Origin of the sequence: Clostridioides sp. ES-S-0108-01, from assembly GCF_020662285.1 — a bacterium.
In the GTDB taxonomy this organism is placed as follows: domain Bacteria; phylum Bacillota; class Clostridia; order Peptostreptococcales; family Peptostreptococcaceae; genus Clostridioides.
This window is the reverse complement of sequence record NZ_JADGMN010000016.1, coordinates 57,302-77,976: the sequence shown is the minus strand read 5'-3', so window position 1 is coordinate 77,976 and position 20,675 is coordinate 57,302. Positions and strand designations below refer to the sequence as shown.

Sequence of the window (20,675 nt, the reverse complement as noted above, 5' to 3'; positions counted from 1 at the left end):
TTGAAATTTTAAATTAGAGTCAGAAAGGATGAAAATATGGATTATAAGAATAATTATGAGATGTGGTTAAATTCTCCTTATTTTGATGAACAAACGAAAAATGAGCTATTGAGCATAAAAGACGATGAAAAAGAAATACAAGATAGATTCTACAAGAATTTAGAGTTTGGAACAGGTGGTTTAAGAGGTATAATAGGAGCGGGAACTAATAGAATCAATATTTATACTGTTAGACGTGCGACACTTGGAGTTTTAAATTATATCATGAAGACTCAAGGAGAAGAAGGAAAACAAAAGGGAATAGTTATAGCACATGATAGTAGATACATGTCGAGGGAGTTTTGTATAGAAGTAGCAAAGACTTTAAGTGCCTATGGTGTAAAGGCTTATATTTTTGAAGAATTAAAGCCTACACCAGAACTTTCTTTTGCTGTTAGATATTTAAAGTGTGCTATGGGAATAGTAATAACAGCAAGTCATAATCCTAAAGAATACAATGGATATAAAGTATATGATTCAGATGGGGGTCAAATCTGTATAGATATGGCAAATGCTATAATAGCAGAGGTTAATAAGATTGATGATTACAGTAGTATTAAAAGTGTAGATTTTGAAGAAGCTTTATCTAAAAATTTAATAACTATATTAGATAATGAAGTAGATGATGAGTTTATAAAGGCTGTTAAGAGACAAGTTTTAAGACAAAATATAATAGATGAATGTGGAGAAAAGTTAAAAATAATATATACACCTATTCATGGGACAGGAAATAAGCCAGTAAGAAGAGTCTTAAATGAATGTGGCTTTAAAAATGTAAGGGTAGTTACGGAGCAAGAATTGCCAGATTCTAATTTTTCAACAGTAAAGTATCCTAATCCTGAAGAAAAGTCAGTGTTTAATATAGCTATTGAAATGGCAAAGAGTAATGGCACTGATTTAATAATAGGAACAGACCCTGATTGTGACAGAGTAGGAGTTGTTGTAAAAGATTCAAGTGGCGAATATGTAGTCTTAAATGGAAACCAAGTTGGCTCACTTTTAGTTAGATATGTATTAGAGAGTTTAGCCAAAGAAAATAAACTTCCTAAAAACAATCCTACAATAATAAAAACTATAGTTACATCAGAACTAGGTGCCAAAATAGCAAAGGCTTATAATGTAGATTGTTTAAATACTTTAACAGGATTCAAGTTTATAGGAGAAAAAATAAAATCGTTTGAAGAAAATAATGATAGAAGCTTTATAATGGGGTATGAGGAAAGCTATGGTTACTTAATTGGAACTCATGCTAGAGATAAAGATGGTGTTGTATCTTCACTTATGATATGTGAAATGGCAGCATACTACTTTTCAAAAGGTATGAACTTGTATGAAGCTTTGATAGATACATATAATAAATTTGGATACTACAAAGAGGTCTTAAAGTCAGTGACTTTAAAAGGTATAGATGGAATAAAAAAAATAAAACAGATGATGCTTTACTTTAGAAGTGTTAAAATAGATAATGTGGCTGATATAAAAGTAGATAAGATTTTAGATTATAAAGATGGTGTTGATGATTTACCTAAATCAGATGTACTTAAATTTTTACTTGAAGATGGCTCTTGGATAGCTATAAGACCTTCAGGTACAGAACCTAAAATTAAATTTTACTTTGGAGCAAATTCAGACAACCAAGAAGATGTAGAATTTAAATTAAAAAATTTAATATCTTATATATTAAATGTAGTGGATTCTATATAAAAAGCTAAGGGGAGATAAACAATGAAAGTATACAATGTCATAATGGCTGGAGGAGGCGGAACTCGTTTCTGGCCACTTAGTAGACAAGAAGTACCTAAACAGCTTATAAATTTAAGTGGAGAAGATGCTTTAATAAATGAAACTATAAACAGAATAGATTCTCTAGCAAAAAAAGATGATTTATTTATAGTAACCAATGAGAAGCAATTGGAAGCTTTAAAGGATATAGTAAAAGATAAATGTTTGGATAGCAATATCTTACCAGAACCATGTGCCAGAAATACAGCAGCAGCCATAGGTTTTGCAGCTTTTAACATAATGAAAAAATATGGTGATGGTGTTATGTGTGTATATCCGGCTGACCATTATATAAAAGATGAAAAAGAGTTTAAATCTATTTTAGAAAAAGCTATCTATATAGCAGAAAATAATGATAAACTAGTAACTATTGGGATAACTCCTACATTTCCATCAACAGGATATGGATACATAAATTTTAATAGAGAAAATACGATAGAAGATGTTGCATATGAGGTAGTGGAGTTTGTAGAAAAGCCAAACTATGAGATTGCCAAAGAATATGTAAACTCTAAGAAATATGTATGGAATAGTGGAATGTTCGTATGGAAGGTATCTAAAATATTAGAAGATTTTAAGAGATACTTACCAAAAGTATATGAAAAATTAGAAGAGATAAGCAAATATTTAGGAACAAAACAAGAAATAGAAAAAATAAAAGAAATATACCCAACTATACAAGCAATATCTATAGATTATGGTATTATGGAAAGAAGTAATGATGTTATAGTAGTTCCCGGTAATTTTGGGTGGAATGATGTTGGTTCTTGGGACTCTCTAGGTGCAATATATCCAACTGATGATGAAGGTAACATCAAAAGAGGTGAAAATATTACCATAGATACTAAAAATTCAATTATATATTCAGATGACAAATTAATATCGACAATAGGTATTAGTGATTTGATAGTAGTATCTACAAATGATGCAGTTATGGTTTGTAGAAAAGATAAAGCTCAAGATGTTAAAAAGATAGTAGAGCAATTAAAAGAAGAAGATAGACAAGAATATATGTAGGAGGTGTTCATTTGATTCCTAAAAAAATACATTATGTATGGTTTGGTGGACCAAAAGGAAATATAGAAAATATATGTATAAATTCTTGGAAAGAAAAACTTCCAGAATATGAGATAGTAGAGTGGAATGAAAAAAACTTTGATATAGAGAAAGAAATAAAAGGAAATAAGTTTTTGGAAGAATGTTATAAAAGAAAGCTTTGGGCATTTATATCAGATTATACAAGAATAAAAGTACTCTATGAACAAGGTGGAGTTTATATGGATACAGATATGCAAATATTAAAGGATATAACTCCTCTTTTGGAAAAGAATAGACTAATTTGTGGGTATGAAGATGATAGAGAATATATAAATGGTGCTATAATAGGTGCAGAAAAAGGACATCCTTTTTTAAAAGACTTATTGGAGTATTATGAAAAAGAAGTGCTTACTTCATCATTGTTTACAATACCAAAGATTATGACTCATCTTATGGAAAAAAATTATAAGAAGATTGACCCTAATAATTATGAAGAAGGAATATGTGCTTATGATAAAGAATATTTTTATCCTTTTGGATTTAAAGAAGACTTCACACCAGAATGTATTACAGAAAACACTTATGGGATACATTGGTGGGGAAAAAGTTGGGCTAAAAAGAGAAATTATTTTTTAGAAAGCAAACACTTAACAGGTGTAAATAAGATATGGAAGTGTTGTAAAATATTTGCAAGTAATACTTTACGAAGCTAAAAGGGAGAAAGTAAAATGAAGACTTTAAACGATGATAGAAATATTATGATTAGAAAATATCTTTATATATTTGTTTTGTTTATCATATTACTTAGAAAGTATATGATATCATTTATTGACCCAAATATGAATCTAGGGATGATTAAATCAGCGTTATTTTATTCTTCAATAGGAATACTAATGCTACTTTTTTTATTTGATAAGAGAAAAAGTATAACAGAAATGGTGCTAGTTGGAGTTTGTGTCTTACTTTATTTATTAAATAGGGAAGGAGCTATATTATTAATCGTTTTATTGGCTGTATCAGCTAAACAAATAGATGATAAATTTATAGTTAAAAATTATTTAATAATATCTGCGTGTTTTTTAATGGTAGCTATATTATTATTTAATTTATTTCCTTCATTAGTATTTAATCAGGAAGTTCACTATAGATATATAGAAAATATAGATATGCTTGTTACAAGAATGGATTTTGGGCTTGGTAATCCAAATGGAGTATTTTATCATATGGTTACTATATATGCAGCATATATATTCTTAAGATATAAAAACTATAATAAATGGGATAGAATAATTTTATTTGGCTCTGCATTTTTTGTTTATCAAACTACATATAGTAGAACTGGCTTTTTTACTATACTAGCAGGATTAATTTTTGTAGAAATAATAAGATTGATAAACATAAAAAAAATAAAAGGTCTACCAACACTTGTAAAGATATTGCCAATACTGCTTACTTTATCTAGTGTGGCTATTGGTATAATGTTTTCTAAAAGCAGTATATTAAATAGATTATTAGCAAGTAGACCTAAGTATTGGCATGTATACTTAGCTGAAGCAGGAAATTTTATGAAACCTTTTGGAAATTCATATAGTGCAGCTATAAAAGCAACTAATCCATTAGATAGTTCTTATATATATATAATTAGTGTGCTGGGAGTAGTTGCTTGTATATTATTTATGTATTTGATGTATAAAGGTATAGGAAGTTTTATAGAAAAAGATAAAAATGAGTATTTAGTAGCCTTGTTTATATTTTTACTATACTCTTTTGCAGAAAATTTATTATTAGAAGCTTCATTTAGTTTTGCAGTAGTATTACTAATAAAAGAAGTGATATTAAATGATAAAAGGGAAATAGATTTGTGGAAGATGAAAAGTAGGAGGTAGTAATGTTAATATCATTAATAATGCCAACATTAAATAGATATGATGATATATACTTACTTATGGACAGCTTAGAAAGTCAAACTTACAAAAACTTTGAACTTATAGTAGTAGACCAAAATGATAATAACAAAGTTAAGGAGATAGTTGATAAATACGTTGATAAGTTAGATATAAAGTATATAAAAAGCTCTAAAAAAGGATTGAGTTATAACAGAAATGTAGGCATAGACAATGCTAGAGGGCAAATTATAGGTTTCCCCGATGATGATTGTGTCTACGAAAATGATACATTAGAAAAAGTTATAAATTTCTTTAATAAAAATAAAGATTATAAAATATACAGTTGCAAAACTATGGATGCAAATAAAATTGATGCATTTAAGAAAATGTATGATGGAACTTGTGATATCACAAGTTCCAACGTTTTAAATACTATAACATCCATAACTTTTTTTATTGATTTTGAAGGTGAAGACTATACAAGATTTGATGAAAAATTGGGTGTTGGTGGAGAGTTTGGTGCTGGTGAAGAGATAGATTATGTTTTAAACTTATTGAGTTTAGGTTTTAAAGGAAAATACTTTGGAAATGATATAATTTACCATCCTGCAAAAAAACATTCTAAATCTAAAGAAAAGTATCAAAAAGATTATAACTATGGAAGAGGTTTTGGAGCCATATGCAAAAAAGAAATAGTTTATAGAAAAAATTATAAGTTTATAAAGGTTATGGCGTCAAAACTTATAAGAAATATAGGTGGTCTTGTATTGAGTTCTAATAGAGATTATCATAGTGCTACAATAAGAGGAAGAATTAATGGATTTAGACAGTATAAGTTATAATGAGGATGGTGTTTATGGACAAGGTTAAATTTTTAATAAATATGCTTTTGGCTTTTTTTATATATCCATTTAGTAAGCATAAGTTTAATGGTAGAAATATTTGGCTTATAGGTGGACATTCAGGAGATATATACAATGATAATGCAAAGTTTTTTTATGAGTATATGTTGAAAGAACATAATGATGTAGAAACTTATTGGGTAGTAAATAAAGACAGTAAAGTATTTGATAAAATTCCAGGCAAAAAATTAATAAGAGGAAGCGTAGAAAACTATTTATATTATTACAATTCAAAAGCTATAGTATTTTCACATGCACCATCAGCAGATATAGCACCATATAATTTTGCTGTACCTGTTCTTAATTATTTTCATAAAAAGACGATAAAAGTGTTTTTAAATCATGGGACTATAAGTTTTAAAAAGAGAAAACCAATGAATAAAAAGTTCAAAAATATTATAGATAACCTATATAAAAGCTATAATATAGTTACAGCAAGTTCTGAGTTTGAAAGAAATGTTATGGTAAATGATTGGGGAATGTTAGATGACTCAGTTTATATAATTGGAAATGCAAGATATGACAATTTACCAACAAATGAAGTTGCACAAACTCGAGATATATTATATACTCCTACATGGAGAGATTGGATAAAATTTAGTTCAGGAAAATTTACAGATACAGATTATTTTAAAAATATAATGAATTTTTTGAATGATGATAAATTAAATAAAATATTAGATGAGAAAGATATAAATGTAAAAATTTATATGCATCATCTTATGCATGAGTTTATATATGATATAAAAGAAAATATAACGGGAAAAAAAATTGTATTTTTAGATAAAGGGGTAACTCTAGCAAATGAAATCAGAAAATCAGCTGCAAATATAACTGATTATTCAAGTGTAGCCATAGACTTTTTATATATGAATAGACCTATATTGTTTTACCAATTTGACTTGGATGAGTATATGGAAAAAGTTGACTCATATATAGATTTAAAAAGTGAAATGTTTGGGTCTTTGGCTTATAATAATGATGAAGCTGTGAATAAACTTATTGATATTATTGAAAATAATTTTGAGGTTATGGATAACCAAAAAAATGAAAGAAATAAGTTTTTCAGATATAATGACAATAAGAACTGCAAGAGGATATATGATTGTGTAATAAGTAAAATTAAATAAATATTTTATAAATGATGAGGAAGGTAATATGAAGAAGAATTTAGTATCTATAATTACTCCCATGTATAATTCTGAAAAATTTATTGAAGCAACCATAAAATCAGTATTAAACCAAACTTATCAAGAATGGGAAATGTTAATTATTGATGATTGCTCAACAGATAATAGTCCTAATATAGTCAAATCTTATATGCAACAGGATAGTAGAATAAGATGTATAAAGACAGAGACTAATAAGGGGGTCTCTAATGCTAGAAATTTAGCACTAAGTAAGGCAACAGGACAATTTATAGCTTTTTTAGATAGTGATGACCAATGGAATAGTAGTAAGTTAGAAAAACAAGTAAACTTTATGTTAGAAAATGACTATGTAATCTCATTTACTTCATATGAACTGATGGATGAAAATGATAAAAAATTAAACAAAGTAATAAAAGTACCACCTAATGTAGATTATAAAAGATTATTAAAAGGAAATATCTTAGGATGTCTTACTGTTGTAATTGATAAGTCTAAACTAGATTTTGAAATCAAAATGAGTGGTGTAAGACATGAAGATTATGTTTTATGGCTATCTATATTGAAAAAAGGGCATATTGCCCACGGAATAAATGAAGTTCTAGCATTATATAGAAAATCTAGTAATTCACTTAGTGGTAACAAAATAAAAGCTGCCATGTGGACTTGGAATATATATAGAAATATAGAAAAAATACCTCTATACAAAGCTATATACTACTTTATTAATTATGGAATAAATGGAATCAAAAAAAGTTAGATAGAGAGGAAGATTTAATTAATGTATAAATATAAATTTACTGTATTTACTCCAACATATAATAGAGCTCATTTACTTGAAAATTTGTACAGTGATTTAAAAGCTCAAACTTATGACTTCGATGATTTTGAATGGCTGATTGTTGATGATGGAAGTGAAGATAGTACTAAAGAATTAGTTGAAAAATTTATATCAGAAAATAAATTAAATATAAGATATATGTACAAAGAAAATGGAGGAAAACATACTGCAATAAATCTAGGGGTAAAAAATGCAGATGGAGAGCTATTTTTTATTGTAGATAGTGATGATGGTTTAATTAAAGATTCTCTTGAAATTGCTAATAACGAGTGGAATTCTGTAGAGAATAAAGAAGGTTTTAGCGGAGTTGTTGGACTTTGTGTATATCCAAGCGGAGAGTTGATAGGGACAGAAATGCCTGAAGATAAGAAAATATGTCACTTTGCAGATTTATATTTTAAGTATGGAGTTAAGGGAGATAAAAGCATAGTATTTGTAACTGATGAGCTTATAAAATTTCCTTTTCCAGAAAGAAAAGAAGTGAAATTTTTACCAGAAAGTGTAGTATGGAATGAAATGTCTAAATACTATAAAGTTAAATGTGTAAACAAACCTATGATAATAAGAGATTATTTGGATGATGGTTTAACTAAGAATATATTAAATAAAAATGCATTAAAAGGTAGAGCATTAGAGTTTTTATATTTAATAAATCAAAATACATATCCCTTAGGTAGATATCCATATATGTGGATAAAAAATTACATAAATTTAGCCAGATACTCGTTATTATCTGATAGTCATTATTTTGGCGAAATCAAAAAAATATCTGATAAATTTTTGTATTTAGCATTATTCCCATTAGGATATTACAAATATATTGGACAAAGAAAATTAGTATCTAAGTAAACTTGTTGGTATAGTACTGCTAGTTGCTATATAAGGAGAGTAAAAATATGAATGAGCCTTTAGTATCGATAATTACTCCTGTATATAATTCAGAAGAGTTTTTATCAGAGACAATAAAGTCAATCCAAAATCAAACTTATAAAAATTGGCAGCTTTTATTAGTGGATGATTGTTCTAAGGACAATTCAAGTGAAATTATAAAAAGTTTTCAAAAAGAAGATGCTAGAATAAAATATATAAAGCTTGAAAAAAATTCTGGAGCTGCAGTATCTAGAAATGTTGGTATTAAAAATGCGGAAGGTCGATTTATCGCATTTGTAGATAGTGATGATTTATGGGATAGTAAAAAGTTAGAAATTCAGATAGAATATATGTTAAAAGAAAATATCGGATTTTCTTTTACATCTTATAGATATATGAGACAAGATGGAAAAAAAACGAGTAAAGTTGCAAAAGCACCTAAAAAGATTGACTATGAGGGATTACTTAGAAATACTATAATAGGGTGTTCTACTGTAGTCATTGATAAGAATATCGTAGGTGAATTTAGTATGCCTTTAGTAAGAAGAGGACAAGATACTGCAACTTGGTTACAGTTACTTAAAAAGGAAAAATATGCATATGGAATTCAGAAAGATTTAGTGAATTATAGGCTAGTTGGAAATTCTATATCAAGCAATAAGATAAAAGCATTAAAACGAACTTGGAACACTTATAGAAATGTTGAAAATTTAAGTTTACCAAAAACCCTATATGTATTTTGTTTCTATGTTTTTAATGCTATCAAGAAAAGAGTATAAGTTTTATATACTTGGAGGTAAAAATAATGAAAATAGCTATAGCTGGGACTGGTTATGTAGGATTGGTTACAGGTGTTTGTCTAGCAGAGGTAGGTAATGAAAATGTAGTATGCGTCGATGTAGATGAACAAAAAGTTAAATCAATGAAGCTTGGAAGAGCTCCTATATATGAAGAAGACCTAGAAGAACTTATGGTTAAAAATTACAACAGAGGAAGAATAGATTACACTACTGACTATAGAAAAGCGTATGAAGATGTAGATGTAATATTAATAGCTGTAGGTACTCCAGAGAGAAGTGATGGTTCAGCTAATTTAGATTATATAAAGGCAGTTGCTAAGCAAATAGCTGAAACTGTAACAAAAGATACTCTAGTGGTAATAAAATCTACAGTGCCAATTGGTACAAATGAGGAAATAGAAGATTATATAAATAGAAACCTAAAAAATGATGTAAAAGTAGAACTTGCATCTAATCCAGAGTTTTTATCACAAGGAACAGCAGTAAAAGATACTCTGCATGCTTCAAGAATCGTTATAGGTGTAGAAAGTGAATGGGCTAGAGATATATTAGAGGAAATTTATAAGCCTTTTAATCAACCTATAATAGTTACAAATAGAAATAGTGCTGAAATGATAAAGTACGCGTCAAATAACTTCTTGGCTCTTAAAATATCATTTATGAACGATATTGCAAATCTTTGTGAAATAGCTGGAGCTAACATAGAAGATGTAGCTTTAGGAATGAGTTATGATGATAGAATAGGAAGTAAGTTTTTAAAGGCGGGAATAGGATATGGAGGTTCTTGCTTTCCAAAAGATACAAAAGCTCTTCACTGGCTATCAGAACATAATGGTTATGAATTGAAAACAGTAAAAGCTGCAATAGAAGTGAATGAAAGCCAAAAACTTAAATTGGTTAGAAAGGCATCTAAACTAGTAGAGAGTTTTCAAGACATGAAGGTTGCCGTTTTGGGTTTGACTTTTAAACCAGACACTGATGATATAAGAGAAGCTCCATCTATACCAAATATAAAATATTTGCTAGAAAGAGGGGCAAGAGTAACTGCATACGACCCAATTGGTGTAAGTAACACTAAGAAAATATTTGGTGACTCTATACTTTATGCTGATTCTGTAGATGATGCGATAGAAGATGCAGAGATATGTTTTATAATGACAGAATGGAAAGATGTATTAAATTATGATATACATAAGTATAAGGAAAAGATGAAAAATCCTTTAGTTCTTGATGGAAGAAATTGTTATAAAGTTAAAGATATGGAAGAGCTTGGGATTGAGTATTATTCGATAGGAAGGTAAATATTATGAAGACTGTTTGTTATTTAGCTGATGGGTCAAATCCTCATACTTTAAAATGGTGTAGTTTTTTTAAAAATAAAGGATATGACATTCATGTAATTTCTTTAAATGGAGGTTACATGGAAGGAATAAAAATTTATGACTTTGGTTCTAATGTAGAAGAACTAAAAAATGAAAATATTTCTAAAAAAACAGGATACTTAGGTTCAGTAAAGAAAATAAGGAAGCTGGTAAATGAAATAAAACCAGATATATTACATGCACAATATGCAAGTAGTTATGGATTTATAGGAAGTCTACTTGGGTATCATCCATATATTATTTCTGTTTGGGGTACTGATATTTATGATTTTCCTAACAATGGTTTTATACAAAAACAAATTATAAAACATAACTTTAGAAAAGCAGACTATATTTTTTCAAACAGTAGAGATATGGCTAAAGAGGCTAATAAATATACAGCTAAACATGTAGATGTAACCTTTTTTGGAGTAGATATGGATAGGTTTAAGCCTATGGAAGTAGAAAAAGAAGATGTTTTTGTAATAGGAATTATAAAGAGTCTAGAAAAAAAATATGGAATAGAATATTTAATACAAGCATTTAAGATGCTAAAAGATGAATATAAAGAGAAGAAAATAATTCTTAAAATAGGAGGTTCTGGAAGTCAGATGGACAACCTAATAAATTTAACTAAAGAATTAGAAATAGAAGATGATGTTCAGTTCTTGGGAAGAATATCTCCAGAAAATGTCAGTAAGACTTTTAATTCTTTTGACGTAACTGTATTTCCTTCTTTAAGAGAGGGATTTGGGGTGGCAGCTATAGAATCAGAGGCGTGTGAAGTACCTGTCATAGTTACAAATGTAGGAGGACATCCAGAATCTGTATGGGAAAATGAAACTGGCTTAATTGTAGAACCAAAACAACCAGAAGAAATAAAAAATGCTATAATAAAACTAATGGAAAATGATGAACTTAGACTTAGTATGGGTAAGAAAGGGCGTCAATTTGTTAGAGAAAATTATGAGGTTAATTTAAACTTTAATGATATAGAAAAAATTTATGATTCTATATTTGATAAATATAAAAAATACAGCAAAAGATAGATGTTGTTGGCTATGCTTAGGTGCGTAGCTTTTGCTGTTTAAAGGAGGGCTTCTAGTTATGCGAGAAAGTATAGATTTAGAGAAAGAAAGCTTTTTTAATAGGCTTTTTAAAAAATATAAATTTAGACATTTAACACTATTAATTCTAGATATTTGTAGCGTACTAGTAGCGTTTCGAATGTCTTTAAGCTTGACAGGTAATTTAAATGCATTTATCACTAATGATATAATAATTTCAGCTTGTGTATATATAGTACTTCATATAGTATCATTTAGATTGTTTAAGTGTTACAACACATTATGGAGATATGCAGGAGAAGAAGAAATTATATCTATTTTTATGGCAACTTTAGCTTATTTAATTCCAATTTATATAATAAATAAATTATTAGGGTTTGATTACCCTATAATGTTTTATGTATTAAATACAATATTTATTATAATGTTCACAAGTGGTGCGAGAATAGCCTATAGAGCTATAAGAATAGTCATGAATAAGACATATTCTAGAGGAAAGGTTTCAAATATCCTTATAATTGGTGCAGGAGATGCAGGAGAAATGGTTATACAGGAATTAAAAAGAAATCCAGAACTTAAAAAAGTAGCAGTGGCTATAATTGATGATGATAAAAATAAGATTGGAAGAATAATTCATAACGTAAAAATTGTAGGGACAAGTTCAAATATAAAAGAGGTAGTTGAAAAATACAATGTAGATGAAATAATCTTTTCAATAGCAAATATAGAGAAACGTAGAAAGAAAGAGATTATTGATATATGTAAAAACACTAACTGTAAAATAAAGACAATACCGGGAATTTACGAAATTATAGATGGAAAAGTTGATATAAAACAGATTAGAGAAGTAGATATAGAAGACTTGTTGGGCAGAGAGCCTATAAAAACAAATTTAAGAGAGATAAGTAATTATATTGAGGGAAAAGTAATCCTAATAACTGGAGGAGGGGGCTCAATTGGCTCAGAGCTTTGCAGACAGATTGCAAGTTTTAATCCTAAAGAGCTTATTATAGTTGATAATTATGAAAACAATGCCTATTCAATACAACAAGAATTACTTAGAAAATATAGAAATGAGTTAGATTTAAAGACAGTAATAGCGTCAATAAGAGAAGAAAAAAGAATGGATGAAATATTTAATAAATATAAGCCAGAAGTAGTATTTCATGCAGCAGCACATAAACATGTTCCTCTTATGGAATCAAGCCCTGGTGAAGCTATAAAGAATAATATATTTGGAACTTTAAACATAGCTGGATTATCTTCAAAATATAGAGCTAAGAAATTTGTCCTTATATCTACAGATAAGGCTGTAAACCCTACTAATATAATGGGAGCTACTAAAAGGGCTGCTGAAATGATTATACAGACTATGAATTCTGAAAGCCAGACCGAATTTGTTGCTGTTAGATTTGGAAATGTACTTGGTAGTAATGGTAGTGTAATTCCACTTTTTAAGAAACAAATTGAAGATGGTGGACCAGTGACAGTTACTCATCCAGATATTATTAGATATTTTATGACAATACCAGAGGCAGTAGGTTTAGTCATACAAGCTGGAGCTATGGCTAAAGGTGGGGAAATATTTGTGCTTGATATGGGAGAGCCTGTAAGAATATTAGATTTAGCAAAAAATTTGATTAAATTCAGTGGATTTGAGCCAGATGTTGACATAAAAATTGAATTTTCTGGTCTTAGACCAGGTGAGAAGTTGTATGAAGAACTACTTATGTCGGAAGAAGGTCTGTTGGATACAGAGCATAAAAAGATTTTTATTGGTAAACCAATAGATGTCGATAGAGAAAAAATAACAAAATACCTAAAACTTTTAAGAGAAATTACTAACAATGAGGAAATTGAAAAAATAGATGGTATTATGAGAAAATTAGTGCCAACTTATATTAAACCAGAAAATGCTAACATCAAGGAAATTGCGATAACTCGAGATAAGTAGAATATATTTCTAATTTGTAACCAGGGGGAGCAAAAAGAAACAAATATATACTAAAAAGAAACAAAAGATTACAAAATGATTACAAAAAGATTACAAAAAAGGTTGCAATTTATTTTGATGTAAGATAGAATGTTAATTAGGAATTGGAAATGAAGGAACAAAATGTTAAATTTTCGAAAGGATTAGGTACTTGAGATTATGATGAATATTAAAAATAAAAAACATATATTGAAAAAATTTATAGCTATGGTGTTAATAGCAGGAGTTGTAACAGTAGAAGCAGGAGCAATAACAGCTAGTGCAGCAGAACTGACTAATTCACCTATGAGTGCAACAGTAGACCCGTGTGATTTTTTAAATGTAAGAAGTGGAGCTAGTGCAAATGATGCAGTAGTGGGAAAGATAAACACAGGAGACAAAGTTGAAGTTTTAGAATTACATTCAAATGGATGGATTAAAATAAAAACAGTTGACAATGTTACAGGATGGGTAAATGGAGATTATTTAACTATTGAAGGTGGAAATGTAGACTCAAAGGTACAAAATGTTTTAAACTTAGCGTTTAAGCAACAAGGTAAGCCATATAGATGGGGAGCAACTGGACCAAATTCTTTTGATTGTTCTGGGTTTACTTCTTATGTCTATAAAAATGGAGCAGGAGTTAATTTACCAAGAGTATCAAGATCACAAGCAACAGTAGGAAAGAAAGTATCTAGAGCAGAATTAAAACCAGGAGATTTAGTTTTCTTTGGTTCAGGTGGTTCAATAAATCACGTTGGGTTGTATGTTGGAGATTCTAAATTCATACATTCACCACAAACAGGAGATGTAGTAAAAGTTACTAGCATGGCTCCAGGAACTAATTATGCAAGAAGACTTATAACTGCTACACGTGTTTTATAATAATAATAGATATTGATTTACATAGGATTGGATATTAACATTAAGTATGTATAATTACATTTAATGTTTTACATAGAGATTTAAGAGTTTAGTAATATTAAAATAGTGATGAACGTTACAAAAACAGCAAAGAAGGTAAATTTCTTTGCTGTTTTTTTATAATAAATTTTAACTATATTATTCAATATTTGACAGATAATATGAGTTTTAGATATACTTAGTAATAAGTATATTGTATAAAAAATAAATTTAAGAAATTAAGGGGGATGAAATGAAAAAAATAAGTATATTAGTATTATCATTGATAATGACACTTACTATGTGTAGTGTAAGTTCATTTGCTGATTCATCAAATGATAGGGAAATGAGAGCTGCTTGGATATCTACAGTTTATAATTTAGACTGGCCTAAGACTAAAAATAATGAAGCCAAGCAAAAAAAGGAATACACAGATTTATTGGACAAATTAAAAAGTTCAGGGATAAATACAGCAGTGGTTCAAGTAAGACCAAAATCAGATGCTTTATATAAATCAAATATAAATCCATGGTCTGAATATCTTACAGGTACACAAGGTAAAGACCCTGGATATGACCCATTACCATTTTTAATAGAAGAAGCACATAAAAGGGGAATGGAATTCCATGCATGGTTTAATCCATACAGAATAACTATGGCAGATGAGAGCATTGATAAATTGCCAGCAAACCATCCGGCAAAGAAAAATCCAAGCTGGGTAGTTAAACATGGAAATAAGTATTACTATGACCCAGGTTTACCAGAAGTTAGAAAGTACATAGTGGATAGTATAGCAGAGGTAGTTCAAAATTACGATATAGATGGCGTTCATTTTGATGATTATTTCTATCCAGGAGTAAGTTTCAACGATACTGCTACATATCAAAAATATGGAAATGGACAAAATAAAGACAATTGGAGAAGAGAAAATGTAAATACTCTACTTAGAGATGTAAAAGCGTCTATAAAGAGTATAAAATCTAATGTTGTATTTGGTGTAAGTCCAGCTGGGATATGGAGAAACAAAAGTAGCGACCCAACAGGTTCAGATACATCAGGAAATGAAAGTTATGTAGGTACATATGCAGATACAAGAGCATGGATAAAACAAGGATTAATTGATTATGTAGTTCCACAGCTTTACTGGCCAATTGGTCTTAAAGCAGCAGATTATTCTAAATTAGTGGCATGGTGGGCTAATGAAGTAAAAGGAACAGACGTAGATTTATACATAGGACAAGGAATATATAAGCAAGGTCAATCAAGTTATAATGGACAAAATATAGCAAAGGAAATAGTACAACAAGTAACATTAAATAGAAAGTACAGTGAAATAAAAGGTAGTATGTATTTTTCAGCTAAAGATATAGCAAATAGCGCTTCTATACAAAAGGATTTAAAGAGCCTATATTCCAGCAGTGAAGAGCCAGTTACTCCACCATCTAATGTTAAAGTGGAGAAATTAAGAGGTGCTGAAAGATATGACACAGCAGTAGCAATAAGTAAAAAAGGTTGGGTTACAAATTCAGATACAGTAGTACTAGTAAATGGGTACTCTATAGTTGATGGTATAACATCAACACCACTTGCTACAGCAAATGATGCTCCTATACTATTGGTAAATAAAGATAATATACCGACATCTACTAAGAATGAGATAAAAAGACTTAATCCAAGTAAAGTTATTCTAATTGGAGGAAATAATTCTATTGGAGATAAAGTTGAAAGTGAGATAAAAGATACATTATCAAATGTATCAATAAATAGAGTTGGTGGTTCAGATAGATATAGTACATCTTTAATGATAGCAAAAGAATTAGTAAAAAATAATCCAGTAGAGAAACTATATATAACAAGTGGTACAGGTGAAGCAGATTCTCTTTCTATAGCTTCAAAAGCAGGAGAAGAAAAACAACCAATCGTACTAGTATCAAAAGATAATGTAAGTGATGAAGTTTACAATTGGATATCAGACTTAAAAGTAAAAGATGCTTATTTTATAGGTGGTAATCTAAGTATATCTGATTCAGTAATAACTAGATTAGATAAGGTTATAACAAACGATGTATCTAAAAATAGAATAGCTGGGGAAAATAGAGAAGAAACAAATGGAAAAGTAATACAAAAATTCTATCCTAATGCTGAATATCCATCAATGTTTGTAAGTAAAAGTAATCAGTTAGTAGATGCATTAACATCAGGTCCTTTGGCTGCTAAATTAAAATCACCAGTAGTTATGCTTGGAAATAGTGTGACATCTACTCAGAAAACAGCTTTAGAGCCTAAGAAAACTGCTCTAGTATATGAAGTTGGAGATGGCATAAATCAAAACACATTAAACACTTTCTTAAACTTAGTTAAGTAATAAAAAAGTTAATTTAAAATATAGATTATTTCATAAATGTAGATTAAAAGTCGATTAAAATGAAAATTATCAAGAAAAATTAGAAAATAAAAAAGAACTATATGCATTTTACAATCAAGTGTAAACAATAACTTGAAAATAATTATGTGATATAGTTCTTTTTTAATATTTAATCTTATATTTACAGTAAACTTTATGTTAAATGTCTTATTGTTTAAATTCTATGTCATTAAATATAAAATCATGTAATATGTCTAAAGTATCTGGGTCAAATCTAAGAACCCATCCAGCTTTTCCATATATACCACCTGTACTGTGAATTTCATCATCAATAGGGAATTCAAATTGCTTAACATTTAAGTCACCCATTTTTAAAACTTGAGCTCCTAAAGAAAGTATTGCATTAGGTTTCATGTTAGTTTTAACATATGGAAGAACAGCATCTAATAAAGCTGGATATTTAGTGACAGGTAAAGTTTCTGTTTTCTTGATTATAGCTTGTATAATCTGTCTCTGTCTACCATCTCTAGCAAAGGCTGTATCGTTATGTCTGATACGTGCAAAAGATAGTGCTTGATATCCATTTAAAGTTTGTTCTCCTGATTTTTTTATGTATTGTATGCTACCTTTATCATCACTTTTATTCCAACCATAAGTTTCAGGAATAAATTTATTTAATTCGCGTATTTCTCCTTTTTCAATGGTAACTTCAACACCACCAATAGCATCAATTATATACATAAATGATTCGAAATTAACACAAGCATAATTCTGAATATCAACATTAAAATTCTCTTCAATTGTTTGTATTAATAAATCAGCTTGTCCATAAGCATAAGCATGAGTAAGTTTTTGTTTACTATAGCCAGGAATGTCTACATAGCTATCACGAGCTAATGATGTAAGTTTGATATCATTGTGTTTGTTATCAATAGTAAGTATCATCATAGCATCTGACCTTGAAGAATCTTCATTTGGTCTAGCATCTGTTCCCATAAGTAATATGTTAATTATCCCATCTTCATTTTTATGGTCATTGTTATCTAATAAATTACTACTTATGCTAGAGTCATGAATAGCAGACAATTTATAATAAAAATATCCATATACGCTTATAGGGAATATTACTACCAAGAAAGCCAGTAGTATAACAAATTTCTTTAATTTTGACAAAAGTACCCCTTCTTTCTTCTTTTTCCTGTATATTTTTTAATAGCATACACTTAATTATATTAAAGTATTGAAATATATTCAATACTTGTTTCAGTTACAAAAAAAAGACAATGATATAATTTATAAGAAAATTTATCGACCTATATATACAGTTAAAAGTATATATAATATATTTTTTAAAAGTAATTTATATTTTAAAATAAAAACACACACCATAAATACAAAGTAATTTGCATTTAAGAGGTATGTATTTATCATCAAATTATTAGTTTGTTTTGGAATTTCTAATCTTCAACCATAATGTCTTTAAATATGAAATCATGCATTGCATCTAGTTCATATTCCTCAAAAGGTATTACATAGCCTGCATTACCTATTTTTCTACCATTTTCAGTAGAAAGAGGAAATTCCATAGATTTCAAATCTAAATTTCCTATACTTAAAAGTTCTTTTCCTAAAGATATTATTTCATTAGGGTTCATATTAGTTTTTACGTACGGAAGTATTGTATTAACTAGATTAGGATATTTAGTAACTGGTAAATCCTTAACACCATTTATTAAACTTTGTATAACACTTCTTTGTCTTCTATCTCTTTCATCTGTACTATCATTTTTTCTTATACGAGAAAATGCAAGTGTTTGGTATCCATTTAATTTTTGTTCACCGGAGTTTCTTATATATTTAAGAGAACCTTTGTCAGCATTTTTATTCCACTTATAAGTTTCAGGTATAAATTTATTTAATTCTCTTATCTCACTCTTATTGACAGTAACAGTAACTCCACCTAGAGCATCGACTATATCCATAAAAGAGAAAAAGTCAACTACAGCGTAATTTTGTATATCAAGCTGGAAGTTTTCTTCTATAGTTTCTATTAATAAGTTAGCTTGTCCATATACATAAGCATGTGTTAATTTTTGTTCTCCATGTCCTGGTATATTAACATAAGTATCTCTATTTAATGAAGTTAATTTAAGACTTTTATTTTTATTATCAATAGTCAGTATCATCATGGCATCAGAACGAGAAACTTCTTCTCCTGGTCTTGCATCTGTACCTAACAATAATATATTTGTGATATTTTCTTCGTTTTTATAGTCATTACTACTAAGCGCCTCTGTATTTATACTATCATCTTGGATAGTTTTTAATTTAGTAAAAACATATCCATATATGCTAATAGGAAATGCTATAACTAAAAGGGCTAGAAATATAACGAACTTTTTGAGTCCTGACAATAATATCCCCTACTTTCTAAATTTTTTAACTACACATAGTTAATTATATTAAAAAATTGTTACATAAGCAATAAAAAACACAATAAATTAGCATAAGTTTGTCATAATATAATTATTTTTATAATATTTTATAGAAGAAAGTGTATAGTTATTATTATTTTTTTTGGAATATAATTATATGAAGACTTAAATTTTTATGAATTGATGTGTGTGTTGAAAAAAATATTTTCCTAAATGTGGCTATAGCATCTTGTTAAAGGTGTAAATTGTAATTTAAAATTTTTAGTGTATAATAGGAATTGAAAATTTAAACTGATAAAAATTAATAAAAAATAATTATAAATTAATAATTGGGGGAGAAAATGTATGATAAAATTAATAGCAACAGACTTAGATGGAACTTTATTGGATGAAAAGAGCGAAATAAATCCAGAGTTTTATAGAGTATTTAAAAAATTAAGAGAGAAGGGGATAATGTTTTCTGCAGCAAGTGGTAGGCAGTATCAAAATCTTATAAAAAAATTTGAAGATATAAAAGATGATATGATGTTTATCTCAGAAAATGGAACACTTGTAGTATATAAAGGAAAAGAAATATTATCAAATCCTTTGGATAAAGAGTTAGTAAATAAAATCATAGAGACGACAAGAAGTATAAAAGGGAAAAAGATTGTAATGAGTGGCAAAAAATATGCCTATATAGAAAGTAAAGATGAAGCATTTATAGAAGAAGTTAGCACTTACTATGAAAAGTTTAAAGTTGTAGATGACTTGACTAAGGTAGAAGGTGATGTATTAAAGATAGCTGTATTTGACTTCAAAGGTGCAGAACATAACAATAGCATCTACTTTGAAAAGTTTTCTGATAGAGCCCAAGTGTGTATTTCTGGAGTAGAATGGCTTGATTTAACTGCAAAAGGTGCAAATAAAGGAAGTGCTATAAGAAAAGTACAAAAAATGTTAGATATAAAATATGAAGAAACTATGGTATTTGGTGACCAATTAAATGACTTAGAAATGATGAAGAGTGCTTATCATAGTTATGCTATGGAAAATGCAAATGAGCATTTGAAACAAATTGCTAGGTTCAGAGCAAAAAGAAATACTGAAAATGGCGTTGTAGATAAGATAAAAGAGGTCATAAAAATTGGATAGCCATCTGTCCAGATAAAAAAGATTATTTTGAAGAACCTTCAAAAAAGAGACTGTAAATTAATTTGTGCTTTTAAAGATAATTTCTACTTTATAGCAACAATTATTTATTTACTATTAATATTTCCCAATATA

General features: G+C 28.5%; 17 protein-coding genes. 15 read left to right on the top strand and 2 right to left on the bottom strand.

Features of this window, described 5'->3' with window-relative positions:
• Positions 1-36: 36 nt before the first annotated feature.
• The 14 genes from IR152_RS14500 (at position 37) to IR152_RS14435 (ending at position 16,974) form a co-directional block, all read left to right on the top strand.
• Positions 37-1,743, top strand: a complete 1,707-nt coding sequence (locus tag IR152_RS14500) for a phospho-sugar mutase (protein WP_227452651.1) — start codon at positions 37-39, stop codon at positions 1,741-1,743.
• A 21-nt stretch (positions 1,744-1,764) separates the two neighbouring features.
• Positions 1,765-2,838 (top strand): mannose-1-phosphate guanylyltransferase, encoded by a 1,074-nt coding sequence (locus IR152_RS14495; protein WP_227452650.1) that lies wholly within the window; start codon positions 1,765-1,767, stop codon positions 2,836-2,838.
• An 11-nt stretch (positions 2,839-2,849) separates the two neighbouring features.
• On the top strand, positions 2,850-3,572 hold the full coding sequence (locus IR152_RS14490) for a glycosyltransferase family 32 protein (RefSeq protein WP_227452649.1): 723 nt from the start codon (positions 2,850-2,852) through the stop codon (positions 3,570-3,572).
• A 15-nt stretch (positions 3,573-3,587) separates the two neighbouring features.
• Entirely contained in the window at positions 3,588-4,745 is a 1,158-nt protein-coding gene (locus tag IR152_RS14485; RefSeq protein WP_227452648.1) for a polysaccharide polymerase, read from the top strand.
• 2 nt (positions 4,746-4,747) lie between these two features.
• Positions 4,748-5,587 carry a glycosyltransferase family 2 protein gene (locus IR152_RS14480; protein ID WP_227452647.1) on the top strand — a complete coding sequence of 280 codons (840 nt, stop codon included), beginning with the start codon at positions 4,748-4,750 and terminating at the stop codon, positions 5,585-5,587.
• A gap of 14 nt (positions 5,588-5,601) precedes the next feature.
• Positions 5,602-6,777, top strand: a complete 1,176-nt coding sequence (locus IR152_RS14475; protein WP_227452646.1) for a CDP-glycerol glycerophosphotransferase family protein — start codon at positions 5,602-5,604, stop codon at positions 6,775-6,777.
• Positions 6,778-6,805: 28 nt separating this feature from the next.
• Entirely contained in the window at positions 6,806-7,555 is a 750-nt protein-coding gene (locus IR152_RS14470) for a glycosyltransferase family 2 protein (protein ID WP_021385701.1), read from the top strand.
• A gap of 21 nt (positions 7,556-7,576) precedes the next feature.
• Entirely contained in the window at positions 7,577-8,485 is a 909-nt protein-coding gene (locus IR152_RS14465; RefSeq protein WP_227452645.1) for a glycosyltransferase family A protein, read from the top strand.
• A gap of 47 nt (positions 8,486-8,532) precedes the next feature.
• Complete coding sequence (locus IR152_RS14460; protein WP_227452644.1) at positions 8,533-9,285, top strand: glycosyltransferase family 2 protein; 753 nt, start codon at positions 8,533-8,535, stop codon at positions 9,283-9,285.
• A gap of 26 nt (positions 9,286-9,311) precedes the next feature.
• Positions 9,312-10,607, top strand: coding sequence for a UDP-glucose dehydrogenase family protein (locus IR152_RS14455; protein ID WP_227452643.1), 1,296 nt, complete (start codon positions 9,312-9,314; stop codon positions 10,605-10,607).
• Between the two features lie 5 nt (positions 10,608-10,612).
• On the top strand, positions 10,613-11,716 hold the full coding sequence (locus IR152_RS14450; RefSeq protein ID WP_227452642.1) for a glycosyltransferase: 1,104 nt from the start codon (positions 10,613-10,615) through the stop codon (positions 11,714-11,716).
• Positions 11,717-11,774: 58 nt separating this feature from the next.
• Complete coding sequence (locus IR152_RS14445) at positions 11,775-13,688, top strand: polysaccharide biosynthesis protein (protein ID WP_227452641.1); 1,914 nt, start codon at positions 11,775-11,777, stop codon at positions 13,686-13,688.
• Between the two features lie 228 nt (positions 13,689-13,916).
• Positions 13,917-14,591: an SH3 domain-containing C40 family peptidase gene (locus IR152_RS14440; protein ID WP_227452640.1), complete on the top strand. Its 675-nt coding sequence runs from the start codon at positions 13,917-13,919 to the stop codon at positions 14,589-14,591.
• Positions 14,592-14,862: 271 nt separating this feature from the next.
• Complete coding sequence (locus tag IR152_RS14435; protein WP_227452639.1) at positions 14,863-16,974, top strand: cell wall-binding glycosyl-hydrolase Cwp19; 2,112 nt, start codon at positions 14,863-14,865, stop codon at positions 16,972-16,974.
• A gap of 207 nt (positions 16,975-17,181) precedes the next feature.
• Here the strand turns inward: IR152_RS14435 and IR152_RS14430 are convergent, their stop codons facing one another.
• Both IR152_RS14430 and IR152_RS14425 read right to left on the bottom strand, forming a co-directional pair.
• A complete protein-coding gene (locus IR152_RS14430; RefSeq protein WP_227452638.1) occupies positions 17,182-18,147 on the bottom strand; it encodes an LCP family protein in 966 nt (321 codons plus the stop codon).
• A 284-nt stretch (positions 18,148-18,431) separates the two neighbouring features.
• The gene (locus tag IR152_RS14425; RefSeq protein WP_227452637.1) at positions 18,432-19,388 is read right to left on the bottom strand and encodes an LCP family protein; all 957 of its coding nucleotides are present in this window, start codon (positions 19,386-19,388) and stop codon (positions 18,432-18,434) included.
• 366 nt (positions 19,389-19,754) lie between these two features.
• On the opposite strand from IR152_RS14425, the gene IR152_RS14420 reads away from it, so the two are divergent.
• A complete protein-coding gene (locus IR152_RS14420; RefSeq protein WP_227452636.1) occupies positions 19,755-20,543 on the top strand; it encodes an HAD family hydrolase in 789 nt (262 codons plus the stop codon).
• Positions 20,544-20,675: the final 132 nt, after the last annotated feature.

Coding starts and splice junctions, on each gene's coding strand:
- IR152_RS14500 (WP_227452651.1), top strand. CDS start 37: ATGGATTATAAGAATAATTATGAGATGTGGTTAAATTCTCCTTATTTT.
- IR152_RS14495 (WP_227452650.1), top strand. CDS start 1,765: ATGAAAGTATACAATGTCATAATGGCTGGAGGAGGCGGAACTCGTTTC.
- IR152_RS14485 (WP_227452648.1), top strand. CDS start 3,588: ATGAAGACTTTAAACGATGATAGAAATATTATGATTAGAAAATATCTT.
- IR152_RS14480 (WP_227452647.1), top strand. CDS start 4,748: ATGTTAATATCATTAATAATGCCAACATTAAATAGATATGATGATATA.
- IR152_RS14475 (WP_227452646.1), top strand. CDS start 5,602: ATGGACAAGGTTAAATTTTTAATAAATATGCTTTTGGCTTTTTTTATA.
- IR152_RS14470 (WP_021385701.1), top strand. CDS start 6,806: ATGAAGAAGAATTTAGTATCTATAATTACTCCCATGTATAATTCTGAA.
- IR152_RS14465 (WP_227452645.1), top strand. CDS start 7,577: ATGTATAAATATAAATTTACTGTATTTACTCCAACATATAATAGAGCT.
- IR152_RS14460 (WP_227452644.1), top strand. CDS start 8,533: ATGAATGAGCCTTTAGTATCGATAATTACTCCTGTATATAATTCAGAA.
- IR152_RS14455 (WP_227452643.1), top strand. CDS start 9,312: ATGAAAATAGCTATAGCTGGGACTGGTTATGTAGGATTGGTTACAGGT.
- IR152_RS14450 (WP_227452642.1), top strand. CDS start 10,613: ATGAAGACTGTTTGTTATTTAGCTGATGGGTCAAATCCTCATACTTTA.
- IR152_RS14445 (WP_227452641.1), top strand. CDS start 11,775: ATGCGAGAAAGTATAGATTTAGAGAAAGAAAGCTTTTTTAATAGGCTT.
- IR152_RS14435 (WP_227452639.1), top strand. CDS start 14,863: ATGAAAAAAATAAGTATATTAGTATTATCATTGATAATGACACTTACT.
- IR152_RS14420 (WP_227452636.1), top strand. CDS start 19,755: ATGATAAAATTAATAGCAACAGACTTAGATGGAACTTTATTGGATGAA.